The organism is Desulfobacterales bacterium, from assembly GCA_030066985.1.
GTDB lineage: Bacteria > Desulfobacterota > Desulfobacteria > Desulfobacterales > JAHEIW01 > JAHEIW01.
On record JASJAN010000009.1, the window covers coordinates 74596 to 88595 of the forward strand.

At 47.0% G+C, this 14000-nt stretch carries 12 protein-coding genes and 1 riboswitch; of the genes, 10 read left to right on the forward strand and 2 right to left on the reverse strand.

All coding sequences use genetic code 11. From position 1 onward, the window contains the following. The first annotated feature begins 34 nt into the window (after nt 1–34). The gene (locus QNJ26_06830; GenBank protein ID MDJ0985240.1) at nt 35–907 is read left to right on the forward strand and encodes a LuxR C-terminal-related transcriptional regulator; all 873 of its coding nucleotides are present in this window, start codon (nt 35–37) and stop codon (nt 905–907) included. Nucleotides 908–1490: 583 nt separating this feature from the next. Next, nucleotides 1491–3266: an amidohydrolase gene (locus QNJ26_06835; GenBank protein MDJ0985241.1), complete on the forward strand. Its 1776-nt coding sequence runs from the start codon at nt 1491–1493 to the stop codon at nt 3264–3266. Nucleotides 3267–3547: 281 nt separating this feature from the next. On the opposite strand, the gene QNJ26_06840 is transcribed toward QNJ26_06835, so the two are convergent. Beyond that, nucleotides 3548–3685 carry a hypothetical protein gene (locus QNJ26_06840; protein MDJ0985242.1) on the reverse strand — a complete coding sequence of 46 codons (138 nt, stop codon included), beginning with the start codon at nt 3683–3685 and terminating at the stop codon, nt 3548–3550. Between the two features lie 696 nt (nt 3686–4381). Here QNJ26_06840 and QNJ26_06845 point away from each other — a divergent pair. Together QNJ26_06845 and QNJ26_06850 are read left to right on the forward strand one after the other, a co-directional pair. Further along, nucleotides 4382–6472, forward strand: coding sequence for a ribonucleoside triphosphate reductase (locus tag QNJ26_06845; protein ID MDJ0985243.1), 2091 nt, complete (start codon nt 4382–4384; stop codon nt 6470–6472). Between the two features lie 165 nt (nt 6473–6637). Beyond that, nucleotides 6638–7339 (forward strand): anaerobic ribonucleoside-triphosphate reductase activating protein, encoded by a 702-nt coding sequence (locus QNJ26_06850; protein MDJ0985244.1) that lies wholly within the window; start codon nt 6638–6640, stop codon nt 7337–7339. Between the two features lie 253 nt (nt 7340–7592). On the opposite strand, the gene QNJ26_06855 is transcribed toward QNJ26_06850, so the two are convergent. After that, entirely contained in the window at nt 7593–7967 is a 375-nt protein-coding gene (locus tag QNJ26_06855; protein ID MDJ0985245.1) for a diacylglycerol kinase, read from the reverse strand. Between the two features lie 322 nt (nt 7968–8289). Between QNJ26_06855 and QNJ26_06860 the strand changes: the two genes are divergently transcribed. The 6 genes from QNJ26_06860 to QNJ26_06885 all read left to right on the forward strand — a co-directional run. Continuing rightward, nucleotides 8290–8787, forward strand: a complete 498-nt coding sequence (locus tag QNJ26_06860; protein MDJ0985246.1) for a hypothetical protein — start codon at nt 8290–8292, stop codon at nt 8785–8787. A gap of 237 nt (nt 8788–9024) precedes the next feature. After that, on the forward strand, nt 9025–9783 hold the full coding sequence (locus QNJ26_06865; protein MDJ0985247.1) for a hypothetical protein: 759 nt from the start codon (nt 9025–9027) through the stop codon (nt 9781–9783). Between the two features lie 146 nt (nt 9784–9929). Further along, entirely contained in the window at nt 9930–11666 is a 1737-nt protein-coding gene (locus QNJ26_06870) for a long-chain fatty acid--CoA ligase (protein ID MDJ0985248.1), read from the forward strand. A 201-nt stretch (nt 11667–11867) separates the two neighbouring features. Further along, nucleotides 11868–12197: a hypothetical protein gene (locus QNJ26_06875; GenBank protein MDJ0985249.1), complete on the forward strand. Its 330-nt coding sequence runs from the start codon at nt 11868–11870 to the stop codon at nt 12195–12197. Between the two features lie 83 nt (nt 12198–12280). Continuing rightward, nucleotides 12281–12465: riboswitch (cobalamin riboswitch) on the forward strand. Nucleotides 12466–12718: 253 nt separating this feature from the next. After that, nucleotides 12719–13081, forward strand: coding sequence for a hypothetical protein (locus tag QNJ26_06880; GenBank protein MDJ0985250.1), 363 nt, complete (start codon nt 12719–12721; stop codon nt 13079–13081). A 155-nt stretch (nt 13082–13236) separates the two neighbouring features. Beyond that, a partial coding sequence (locus QNJ26_06885) for a porin (protein MDJ0985251.1) occupies nt 13237–14000 on the forward strand: 764 nt, incomplete at its 3' end.

Genomic DNA, 14000 nt, shown 5'->3' on the forward strand with positions numbered 1-14000 from the left:
ACTACAACCTAAACTGGTTCCCGGCATGTTGGCTATGAAAATTAACGAGTCCCTTGCCAATATCATTCTGGACGCTCTATCCGCCCATATCGCAATATTGGACGAAAACGGGGTGATTTTAAAAACCAATCGGGCCTGGCTGAATTTTGCCCAGGATAATCGATTGCAAGCATCTGCTGAAGCATCACCGATTAATTATCTTTCCGTCTGCGATCTGGCCAAAGGTGAAAGCTCTGAAGAAGCCAAATCAGTGGCCGAGGGTATTCGATCGGTCATCAAAGGTGAGATCAACGAATTTTTGCTGGATTATCCATGTCATTCGCCCACTGAGAAACGCTGGTTCTATTTGCGGGTAACCCGCATACCCGGCCCCGGCCCCATGCGCGCTGTTGTCAGCCATGAAAACATCACCGCCCTCAAGCTGGCAGAGGAAGCCCTAAAGGCACACGAGCTGGATCTGCAACAAAAAACCCAACACCTTGAAGAGGTCAATACGGCTTTAAAAGTATTGCTGCAACAGCGAGAGCAAGACAAGGCCGAGCTGGAAAGCAAAGTGTTAAAAAATATCAACGTTTTGATCACGCCTTATGTAGCCAAATTGAAAAACAAGAACCTTAAGCCCCGTGACAAAGCGCTGGTCGATATGATTGATACCAATCTGCAGGATATCGTCTCTCCCCTTTTGCAGCGGCTTGTCAATGCCGAAATCATTTTAACCCCCCAGGAGATCCAGGTAGCGGCGCTTGTCAGAGAGGGGAAATCCACCAAGGAAATTGCTGATATATTGACGGTGTCAGAAACCACGGTCAGTTTCCACCGCAAAAATCTGAGAAAAAAACTCGGCCTGGAAAACACCCGTAAGAACCTCAGAGCGCATCTGCTGTCACTTTCCGATTCCCCTGATTGATCACTTCAAATTTAAAATAGAAAATATTACCCGGCCAGAAAACACCCCAAGGTCTTCCCGGTCACTTGTAAGCGGTCGTTTTTTAAATCCCATATTATATATCGTAATCCAAAAAATATATCGGTTCTCTTAATTGTGTAAGCAGGCACGAAGTCCACATTTTTAGGAAAACCAAAATATATTGCCTATGCTCATGTAATCTGCAACATGGCTGTATCTGTAAAATTGTGATATTTGGGTTTCTTTCAATATGTCAGAAGATTGAAGACTAAATAGCAGTACGCCCACATATTGCATTAATCTCACTTTTTGTATAGTGACAGTCTGCTGTACTTAGACCAAAAATGTGTAGCCTTTTAGAAATAAATATGATTATTTACCATCTGGATTTAGAAATAAATATGTTAGATAAATCGGAATAAACGTAATCCCAAACGAAGGTGCTCATAGATTTACATGCTAATCAAAATGAAAGGACTGAACAGTGAATAATAAAGGATCGAGCATAGCTTATACCTTGCTGACATTACTCGTTATGGTCGCAATCGTCCTAATTGGGGTAACGATATATAAAATACCTAAGATGAAATCATCTGAAACTGAACAACCGGCCAAAACAGCTTCTGCCCCAAAAACCCATAGTTCTGAATACAAGAAAGAACACCCAGTCGCTGACACAGTGGCGCTCAACGGTAAAGTATACACAGTGAACGAAAAACAGCCTTGGGCGGAAGCAGTTGCCATCAAGGGCACCGACATCGTTTACGTCGGCGACAACAAAGGCGTGAAAAAGTACATCGGCGAGGATACCACCGTTGCTGACATGAAGGGCAAATTCATGATGCCCGGCATTGTGTCCACTCACGAGCACGCGCTTATGCTGATGGGATTCACTTCGGGATTGATGATGGAGTACACGCAGAACGCGGCCAAGATGCTCGCAGCGGTGAAGGAGTATGTTAAGGAGAAACCTGACGCTCCGATGTTCTCTTTTGGCGGCGCCTATGAGGGTCGGGTCGATATCTTCCGGCAGGACATCGACAAGATCATCAAGGACAAGCCGTTCCTGATGATCGCGGCATCCGGCCACGGCGGCTGGTGCAACACAAAGGCACTCGAGGTGGCCGGCATCAAGAAGGGTGAACCGGATCCGATCGACTCTTTCGGGCGCGAGGAGGACGGCACACCGAACGGTTATGTGGCCTCGTCAGCGGCGGTCGTCTACATGCTCGCCAAGCTCGACATCATCACGCAGGAGGCGGCCGTAGCCCAGGCCCCGAAGGTGCTGGATGATTTTGCCGGAAATGGCGTGACGGCCATCTTCGATGCCGGCGCCCCGGCTTTTGAAAAAGCCACCTTCGCTGCGATGGGTGAACTCGAAAAGCGCGGCGAACTCACCATGCGGATCTCGGCCTCGGTCATGACCCAGCGAGAATACATGAACGAGGGGGCGTTTGAAAAGATGGCCAGGTTCGTTCCGATGTACAATGGCGAGTTCTTTAAGGTCGAAACATTCAAGATCCACGCAGACGGATCCTATGACGGCTGGACGGCCGGAACCATCGAGCCCTATGCTGACAAGCCTGAATCGACCGGTATCACCTCTTTTACACCCGAACTGCAGCAAGAGATTACGCTGCGAGCCGCGAAGAAAGGCTACGACATCCATGTTCACACAATCGGCTACCGCACCGTTCGCCAGACACTCGATACCTTTGAGGCGGTGCGCAAGGCCGGCTACGACAAGGTCCGCCTCACCACGGCGCACACCAGCCTGGTTCATCCCGACGACAAACCTCGATTCAAAGAGCTCGACGTCATCGTCAACACCTTCGCGGCCATGAATGCCGTACCCGATGAAACGAATCTCTCACGTCTCGGAAAAGAACGCTACCACGGCTGGGGTTACCAACCGATGAAGTCCTTCCTCGACATCGGTGTTCGGGTCACCATGAGCGCCGATTCGCCGACTGCTCCCCTCAATCCGATGCTGCAGATCTCCATCGCTATGGCACGCAAGAATCCGGGTGAGACAGAGTTCTTGCCGCCGATGAGTGAGGCCCTGAGTCTCGAGGAGGCCATACGGGCCTACACCATTGACTCCGCCTTTACCCTTCGCTGGGACGATATCATCGGCTCGATCGAAGTCGGCAAGCGCGCGGACCTGATTGTTCTGGACCGGAACCTCTTCGAATGTACCACCGATGAGATCGCTGAAGCCAACGTCCTGGCTACGATGGTGAACGGCAAGGTTGTTCACGAAGAGGCCGTGGACTGGAGCACGCCGCCCGATATTTTGCAAGGAACCGATCTCTATCGCTTATATGGGGGTAGAGAGGATCTCAATCAAACGGATTAGAAATCGGCCTTGTTTTGCGGCAAATGCCACTTTGGCAACTATGGATATTTGTAACCAGGTCGCAATAACAGGTATAAAAGGGTGGCACTAAAATTTAGCACTACACAACGAAATACACATTTTGGGTGAATTGTGAATTTCGACTATGAACCTCTAACTTCAAAATTAAATGGGTGGCATAATCAAACCTAAACCAGATATCTCCATCCTATCTTAATTTTCCATAAAAAAAGGGCAGCGTCAGGTGACGGCTGCCCTTGTATCTATTTAGGATCGCTCCGCTATCCGGCCACATCAATTCCTAAATTGCATCCCAGAGGATTATCGCACTCAAAATTCTTATATCGGGTATCTTCGTGCCCTTGCTCTCTTTCTTCGTCAGTTTCGATGTAGTTGTGTTCTTTATCTGTGAAATTCATGGCAACCTCCTTTTTGAATCTTAAATTTTATAATCCAATACTTTTTGATTTAATTATGGATAATATCGGCATTTATCATCATTTGGCAATACGAGAAAAATGAGCGCTTATTGATAGGTTAATCCTATCAATTTCAGGATGGTTCAATCCGAATGTCTGTTTATAAATAGCGAAATTTACGTTTTTTTGTGCCCCCCTCAAGCCTGAATTTAACACGATTCCCTCCATGACAAGATCCGGTATATAGCAGAATTAACTGCTGCAGGCACAATAAAGTAAATAAAACTCTGATTTTAAATTAAATATTTGCCTGGTCGCAGCTAATTTTGTCACAAACCCCCTATATATAGATTTTTTTTATTGACAAACATCAATATGTTGTGGTAGTATCTGATTCAGTAAGATGAAAAACCACATGTTGTGGTTTTTTTTAGCTTTAAGAGTTTACAGCATTTTACAGCAATTTACTCTATTTTACACTTCGGGGGGCTCTCATAAGCCCCTTTCTTTCGGTCCAATTAACCTGAACGAATCTGTTGGCTGCACCCTATCGTCAATGTTGACCGCCTAGCCAGCTAAAAACGCAATATACCGCAATTGCTTGACGGAACCAATGTCGGATCCTGTAGACATCGGCCAATGAGTGACGACAGCATAATTGATCAATCTAAAACGAAACGATGTGAGGTGACTTCAGTGCTGGAAAAAATTCAAAAAAGAGACGGAAGAGTAGTCGATTTCGATGCATCTAAAATCACAGCGGCAATTACCAAAGCCGGAAACGCAACCAGTGAATTTGGCGACAAAGAAGCCAAAAAACTCACCTTGCGCGTCTTGACGCTGGCGCACGAGCTACAATTGGATCCGGATCCTGAAGTGGAGGAGATTCAGGACATTGTTGAAGCGGTTCTGCTGGATTCACCCTTCTTTAAAACAGCCAAAGCCTACATCTTATACCGAGAGCAACATGCCCAGATCAGACAGATCACCACCAAGGCCAATGTCGATCTGGTCAATCATTATATTCAGAAACTGGATTGGAAAATCAAAGAAAACAGCAATATGTGCTATTCGCTGCAAGGCCTCAACAATTACATCTCTTCAGAGGTAACATCTGAATACTGGCTCAACAGCATTTATCCGCCTGAAATCCGGCAAGCCCATAAAAATGGTGATCTTCATATTCACGATTTGAATTTATTGTCGGTGTATTGTGTTGGTTGGGATTTGCAGGATTTGCTGCGCGAGGGTTTCAAGGGGGTTGAAGGCAAGGTCGAGAGTGCGCCGCCCAAGCATCTGCGCTCTGCCTTGGGTCAGATTGTAAATTTTTTCTATACCTTACAGGGTGAAGCCGCCGGTGCGCAGGCCATTTCCAATTTCGACACGCTTTTGGCACCGTTTGTCCGCTACGACGGTTTGGATTATGACGAGGTCAAGCAGGCCTTGCAGGAGTTTATATTTAACATCAATATTCCGACCAGGGTGGGGTTCCAGACGCCCTTTACCAATATTACCTTGGATTTGAATGTTTCACCGCTTTTAAAAGATCAACCAGTGATCATTGGCGGAATCGAACAGGCCCAAACCTATGGCGAATTTCAGCCTGAAATGGACCTCATCAACAAGGCTTTTGCCGAAGTCATGATGGATGGCGACGCCAAAGGGAGGGTGTTTACATTTCCGATACCCACTTACAACATTACGGCTGATTTTGACTGGAACAACCCCAATCTGGATATGGTCTGGAAAATGACCGGGAAATACGGGATCCCTTATTTTTCTAATTTTGTAAACTCCGATATGGCGCCTGAAGATGCCCGCTCTATGTGCTGCCGACTGCGGCTGGATAACCGCGAGTTGCTCAAACGCGGTGGTGGGCTTTTTGGTGCCAATCCCCTGACCGGATCCATTGGTGTGGTGACAATCAACCTCCCGCGAATCGGTTTTGCCAGCCAGAGCCGAGGTGAATTCTTCAAAATGCTTAAAGAAAAGGTCCAACTGGCCGCCGAAAGCCTCTCGATCAAACGTAAGGTTTTGGAGCTTTTCACCGACAAAAACCTGTATCCGTACTCACGGTTTTATTTGCGTCATATCAAAGAGGGCGCAGGTCTGTACTGGAAAAATCACTTCTCCACCATCGGCATTATTGGAATGAATGAAGCCTGTCTGAATTTTTTGGGTGAAGACATCAGTGCCGAAGCAGGCCAGCAGTTTTCTCTGGAAGTGATGGATTATTTGCGCGATCTAATGTCTCAAATACAGGAAGAATCCGGCGACATTTTCAATCTGGAGGCCACACCGGCCGAGGGCACGTCTTACCGCCTGTGCATGCTGGATAAAAAGGCGTTTCCTGGTATTGTCTGCGCCAATGAGGACGACTTCCGCAACGGTGCGGCGCCTTATTATACCAACTCCAGCCAGCTGCCGGTCAATTACAGTGAGGACATATTTCAAACCCTGGAATTGCAGGATCATCTCCAGGCCAAATATACCGGCGGAACAGTTCTGCATATATTCCTGGGCGAACATGTCAGTGACATCGAAACTATCAAAAATTTGATCAGAAAAGTTACGGACAATTATCGACTGCCGTATTTTACCTTGACACCAACTTTTAGTGTCTGCCCCTCTCACGGATATATCAACGGCGAGCAGCCGGCATGTTCGGTGTGTGATCAGGAAACGGAGGTTTATTCCCGGGTAGTCGGATATTTGAGACCCGTAAAGCAATGGAATAACGGCAAACAGGCTGAATACAGCGACCGCAAGGTGTATAAAGTTGCTTAGGTTTAAAGGTTCAAGGTTCCGGGTTCAGGGTTGGAGAGTGTTTGCAGATTGTTTTTAATTTTAATTCTACAGCTTTTTTCATTACTTAACCTCTGAACCTTTGAACGCAGAACCTTTGAACCTGGTGACTCAAACCTGATAACTATCATAAGGATTATCAATACGATGTTTATAGGTGGCTTACTAAAGAATACCCTGATTGACTATCCCGGCAAGCTCAGCTGCGGCATATTTTTATCGGGCTGCAACTTTGACTGCCCTTATTGTCATAATCCGGATTTGGTCAGCGGTTGCTCCCGACGCGAGTCTGAATTTGATCCGGGCAGCGTATTGCGTTTTATTGAAACCCGTAAGGGATTTTTAGACGGCGTTGTTATTTCAGGCGGTGAGCCGACCTTGCAGACAGACCTTTATGATTTATGCCGCCAGATCAAAAAAATGGGATATCCGGTGAAACTGGATACCAACGGCAGCCGCCCACAGGTGATCGAGCGGTTAATTGCAGATGGACTGGTGGATTACATCGCCATGGATCTGAAGACCGATCCAGTCCAATACGCCACCTATATTCAAACCAGCTGCAATGTCAACGCCATTCTTGCGAGCATCGAGATCATCATGGATTCAGCAGTGGCCTATGAATTCAGGACGACCTGCGTCAAACCCATTGTAACCGAACCAATCATCGAAAACATCTGTCGCCTGATTAAAGGCGCCCGCCTCTATGCGCTGCAGCGATTTCACGAAAGTGAAATGCTGCATCCTGAATTTTTTAAAGAAATTAATTATGAATATAGCGATCAGGAACTTGAGCAGCTTAAAGCGGTCGCTGCGCCGCATGTTAAGCGGTGTATTTTACGACCCTAATTGAGCGTTCCAACTTTTAAAACAGACTAATAATTTTTCAAGGAATTCTGTCGATTTATAGTTTTAAATTTTGAAACCCTTCGGGCTTGCCGATCTCACCGCATCTACTGTGTTAGATGCCGTTCCGCATAGTACACTATAGCGAAACGGCATCTGCCGTGTAGCTGCGGCAACCTCGACAAGCGCTCAATTAGCGTATCGTTATAATATACAGAGGTGCTAATTAACAGCCTGATTTATCTTAATATAAATCTCAACTGAAGAAGCGCCCATAAGCAATCAGACCCCAGATGACAACCGCTGTCAGCTGGCTGACGGCTGCCGCTGCTGAGCCCAGATCTTTTGCCTGCTTGGATAAAATGTGATGATCCGTGCTAATGCGGTTGACGACATTTTCCACTGCCGAATTTAGCAATTCGGTAATCAGGACCAGCATGCTGGAGCCGATCAGCAGCGCCCATTCCACCATCGTCTGACCCATCCAGATGCCGATAGGCAGAAATACCGCAATGACCACCGTTTCAATCCGGAACGCCTTTTCCTGGGTCCATGCGATTTTAAACCCGTCCCATGAGTAAAGGACAGCCTTTAAAATGTGGCCGACGGCCGTTTCTTCTCCGTTTTTCATTAACATATCCTTTTTGTTTCGCCAGCCTGCGCTATTGTTTTGATTATCAATCTATTCTTGACAGTACCTCCAGTAAATAAGATTACCCGAAAGTGACGCCTGAGGCAAACCAAACGATTTCGGTACAAGGTGACGGCAGATGAGGCTTTAAAAATTCTTGTCATCGGCAGCCGTTTTATGTTAGGGGGATACGTCCACATTTTGATGCCTGGCAGATGGCGCTCACAGCCAGAATCACACTTGACATCTGTCGCCATCTGATTGTTGATCATCCCAAATCGCAAGCGGCGGTTCAGGGTTTTCTTTAATGGAGGTTAAATCAATGCTAAGCGGTAAAAATCTATCGATTATTGGCTTCGTGGTTGTGGTTTTTATTATTCTGCAGGGGTTATTGATTGCTGTTGGTAAAACAGAAAGCCCTGCAACGGCAGCGGTTGATTTCGCCCAAGCCTATTTCATGTTGGACGGCCCTTCGATGTCGGAACGTCTGTGCAGTGAGATGGCGGAGGATGAAGAGCTCAATATTGTGAATACGTATTTGAATTCAGTAGCTGACCGGGCCAGGTTACTGGGATTTTCTAAGAGTTACATGCAAAACCAGTTGTCGCATGTCGCCACTGAAATCCAAATGGTCGATGAAAATAATGCCGAGGTCAGAATTACCGGAGAGCGGTTTAGATCCATTAATCCTGTTTTTACCCTAATTGGGCGACTGTTTTTTCTCATGGAATCGCATGATGTTGATGAGACCCTGTCGCTGGTCAGAGAAGATGGCCGCTGGAAGGTGTGCGGTAGACCCTTTTCACTGTCGGAAATATAGGGTCCCATAATCTGAACGATTCGTTACTTTTGAACACCCATTTTTTTCATTCGCAACCTTGTTTTCTAAAACTGGAGTAATGGAGCTATAATAATTTGGATTTTAGATTTTAGATTTAAAAAACAGACTATTCTGATACGAATTATTTCCTTACCATCCCAAATCCGCAATCCAAAATCCAAGATCAAAACAGCTCCACTACTCCAATACGCCACCACTCCAAGAATACGCATATATATGCAACCCATTTATCATCAAATTCGTCAGCGCGCCCGCCAAATCATCTTGCGTCATCCCACTCCGGTTTTTTATCATGAGCATTCTGAGGCTGATGAGGCCTCCAAGCGTTACTTTGATAGCAGCCGTGATATCAAAAAACTGTTGGCATTTCTTGCCGGAACCCTGGAAAATGATTTCGGACACGGCCTGATGCATGCCGTCAAGGTTTCGCATGATGCCGGCGCCTTAATGGTCATCGAAGCCGGGCAAAAAGGATTTGATGAAGATCCGCTTTCACGCCTGGTCTGTTTGGCCCACACCGCCGGCTTGCTGCATGACGTTAAACGCAAGCAAAAGGATCATTCCACCCACGCCGCCGAACATGCAAGGAAACTGCTAAAACAATATGCGTATTCCACTGAAGAGATCGACAAAATCTCGGCTGCCATTCAAAATCATGAGGCCTTTAAAGAGCCGATAGATGCCACCTCACCCGAAGGCGAGCTGCTTTCAAACTGTTTGTATGACGCGGACAAATTTCGCTGGGGTCCGGATAATTTTCACGACACCCTCTGGGACATGGTCTCTTATTTTAATCCACCGCTAACCAAATTTATGGAAGGCTACCCCCAGGGTATGGAAAAAATCAGGAGTATTAAAACCACCTTCAGAACGACCACCGGCCAAAAATATGGGCCGCAATTCATTGATCTGGGCCTGGCCATCGGAGAAGAGCTTTATGAAGTGATTCAAACGGAGTTCTCCTCATATCTGTAATCTAAATCTTGCATGAAAATTAATGCGAAGTTAAGATTGATTTGCAATATTCATCAATTTGTGGATTTGAATAGTTTGTTACTATTAAGATAACATCACTACTTCTCATTAATTTTTATTTAAAATTCAGTTTGAAGGAGGTTCCCATGACAGCCTCAACTTGGCCGGCACCCAACTGGCCGGAGGGCGTCCCGCATGAAATTTCAGGATACGAAAAACCTCTGTTTTCTGTTTTAGATGAATCTGCCGACAAATACCCGGATCAGGTATACACGATTTTCAATGACGCCACCCGTACCTTTGCCCAGGTCCAAGACACGGCCGATCGCATCGCCCATTTTTTGACCTCTCGCGGTATCCAAAAAGGCGACCGCGTGGCCATTTTCCTGCCTAATTTGCCCCATTACCCGGCCATATTCTTCGGGATCTTAAAGGCCGGCGCTGTCTGTGTCACCTGCAATCCCCTGTATGCCGCCAATGAGCTAAATTATCAGCTAAAGGATGCCGGTGCAAAGGTGGTCTTTTGCATGGATCACCCCCGGTTTTATCCGACCACCGTTGAAGCCATTGAGGGCACCGAGGTGGAAACGGTGGTATTATGCGGGGTTAAATCATACCTGCCGCCCATTAAAGCACTGATCGGCGGGCTTTTGGGAAAAATTCCCAAGGCCGGAAATTACCAGAGTGGCCATCTTTTTTTTGATGATGTGGTTGCCGGCGCCCAACCGCAGCCACCGGCCATTGACATTAATCCCGCCGAGGATCTGGCTCTGATCATCTACACCGGGGGGACCACCGGCGTTCCCAAAGGCGCCGCTCTGGTGCATACCAACTTTACCTCCAATCTGATGGCCCTGGATGAATGGGCCCGCTTTGTGCACGAACCGGGGAAGACGCCTGAAAAGGTTCGGCACGGCGGCTTCCATACGGTTCTGGGCGTGTTGCCGTGGTATCATGTTTTTGGCCTGACGGTTGCCATGTTGTATGCCTGCTACATTGGCGGTGCGCTGATATGCGTGCCGGATCCCCGGGCCGGCAAACCGCCTTTTACGGAGGTTCTCAAAGCCGTACAGAAATACAAACCGACCATCATGCCGGCGGTTCCAACGGTCTTTGTGGCATTTACCAATCATACCCTGCTTGAAAAATATGATCTATCCTCATTTGTCGGCTGCTTCTCCGGCGGGGCGCCGCTGCCGCCGGAGGTCTGCAAACAGTTTGAGGAAAAAACTGGGGCCATTATTTTTGAAGGGTACGGTTTGAGTGAAACAGCTCCGGTGGCCACCGCCAACCCCACCAACAAAGAGGGCCGTAAAATCGGTTCCATCGGCTTTCCGATGCCCAGCACCGACATCAAAATTTTGGATATTGACACGGCAACACAGGAGTTGCCGCAGGGCGAGGATGGTGAAATCGCCATCTGCGGTCCCCAGGTCATGCAGGGCTATTGGAATAGGACCGAAGAAACCAAAAAAGTCTTTCGTGAAATTGACGGCAAGCGCTATTTTTTAACCGGCGACATCGGTCATATTGACGAAGATGGCTATATCCTGGTGACCGACCGCAAAAAAGATTTAATTATCGTTGGCGGATTTAACGTCTACCCCCGCGATGTTGAAGATGTTTTGTTTCAGCATCCCAAAGTGGAATTGGCCGCGGTGATCGGCGCGCCGGATGAAACGAGCGGGGAGACGGTTAAAGCCTATATTCAATTAAAACCGGGTCAAACAGCCACCGAAGATGAAATCCTGGCTTTCAGTAAAGAAAAGATGGCCGGCTACAAGCGGCCCAAACAAGTGGAATTTCGCCAAAACCTGCCGGTTTCCAATGTGGGCAAGGTCCTGCGGCGGGTTTTGAGAGAAGAGGAGTCAAAAAAGTCTTAGATACTGAATTCTCTTGAAAATTTAGGCGAGTAGGGTGGTTTAGGCTGGAAATTATCTCGCGCAAAGACGCAAAGTATTTTATAAAAAAGCGATTATTTGCTGGTGATTTTTTGCCACTTATGCTGTAACGCAACCTCAGCAAGTGATATCGGTGCTTTTTATAAATCGAAGCCAGAAAGAAAATGAATCGTAAAGAAAACGATGGTTGGAAAAATAAAAAAATGGATTGTTGATCATCCGTATTTTTTAACCACTGCGGTTTTTTTGGTCATTGTATACCTGGGCTGGCGGTTTTTGTACTGGCGGGAGGAAACCTTTGGCTTCATTCTGTTACTTTATTTTATTGTCACCCTGGGTATCCGCCTGGACGACATTTCCCGTAAAATCGGATCTCGCGCTGCTAGTATAGCCAATAATCCCACTGGCAATGCTTCCATGATGCAACAGTTAAACGATATCAAGCGGCTGTTGCTGAGCATCAATTCAACCTTGAACAAAATTCTCGAAAAAACTGAAAAAAAAGATTTTTAGTCTGAACCGCTTTTAAAGCTATCAAATCTCACCAACCCATTTCTACCTCATAAGATAATTCTATTGACAACCACTCGTCACCTCAATTATAAAACACCCAAGGTGCATTTGCTTAATAGGGAATCCCGTTAAAATCGGGAGTGGTCCCGCCGCTGTAATCGGGGACGAATTCTGCATTCAGCCACTGTCTGGTTGAAACCAGACGGGAAGGCGCAGATAGTAGACTGATCCGAGAGCCAGAAGACCTGCCTTGTTGAATTGCCATCGACCTGCGGAAGACAGGGATAGCGCATCATATAAAAAGGGTTAAGAAAACTGGGTGCAGCCCTTCAAGCATTGTCGCTTGAAGGGCTTTTTTATTTGCAAATTGAATACCGGTTAATGCGCAAAAAAGGCACCCATTGCGGGCAAGGAAGGGACAATCTTGGCAGGGGTTTCCCTTCTTTGTCCAATCAACTTACAGGCATGAGGCCTAAAATTTTCTCTGAACAAAAGAAACCGGAAAAGACGGTGAGGGAAAAATGAAAAACAGGCCCAATTCCGATCACAACGGAATAAGGAAAAAAGACCACGCTGGCACACCATCAATGAAAATGAATAACAGCCGTGTACTGTATCTGCCTTCGGACACCGGTTTTACGCAAAAGCGGAATGGGGAGCGGATTCACTATTTTGGGTTAACCGCAACAATCCCTGTGGACAGCTACCCCTTTAACATATTCGAACACGAAATTCCTCTGGCCGATCTATTCACCGTGCTCAAAGATCATTCAGGCGATTTCATCCCGCTCAAAGATGGCATCATCGAGCGCTACGAAATGCAGGATATTCGTTCACGGGATGTGCAGGTGATGTACCGTGTGCCCTACGTTCGCTATCCCTAAATTGATTATCATTGGAAATTTAATGAGAAATCGTCAAACTGAAAGGAGGTGTCTGAAACCCTTACAATAATGTGAATTCTGTGGTTTTTAGTAGGGAATTTATTTCTATCCGGACGCGATATAAATTCGCATTCTAAAACAGGGAGGAGAACTACATGTTTGCTAACAAATTAGGATTTTATTTATGTTTAACTGTTTTATCAGCGCTGCTTATTTTCCAACCCAATGCCTTCGGCTACGACGTGACCGACCAATTTTCTGTCGGCGGTGTTTTGGCCGGCAACTGGCAGTTTCTGCAGGGCGATGAAGACGCCGATGGAGAAGACGTTGACGACGGTCCCAAAGCCTCAGTGGCCTTTCAGCCGGAAATGAGCTTTCGGCCCTATGACAACGGCGAGTTGTTTACCAAGTTCGGTTTTTCGGCCAACAACGGGCTGAACGTTAAATCCCCTTTTCAGCTGGCCACCTGGGCCGCCGATTTGGAAGATGACGTTGAGGATATCAACGGGCGCAGCCGCGATTATCTGTTGACCGCCTGGGCCAGCCACACCTTCGAGTTCAGCGAGACCCACAACCTGGGATTTTCCGGCGGCATCATCGATGCCACCGATTACGTGGATGAAAACGCCTTTGCCAACGATGAATACGGCCAGTTTCAAAATGAGGTGTTTGTCAACGCGGTGGTGGGCAATTTTGTGTCCTACGATATCGGCGGTGTGGTCGATTGGGCCTGGGGCAATTTCAGCGCCAGAGGCTTGATCATGGACGTGGGTGAAAACGATGACGGCAACAATTTTCAATATTATGCCGCGCAGCTGGCCTATCGGCTGGAAACCGGCCTAGGCGAAGGCAACTACCGCGTCACCGGCACGATGACCAGTGATGATTTTTTAGATGAAGACGGCGATGATGAGGAACT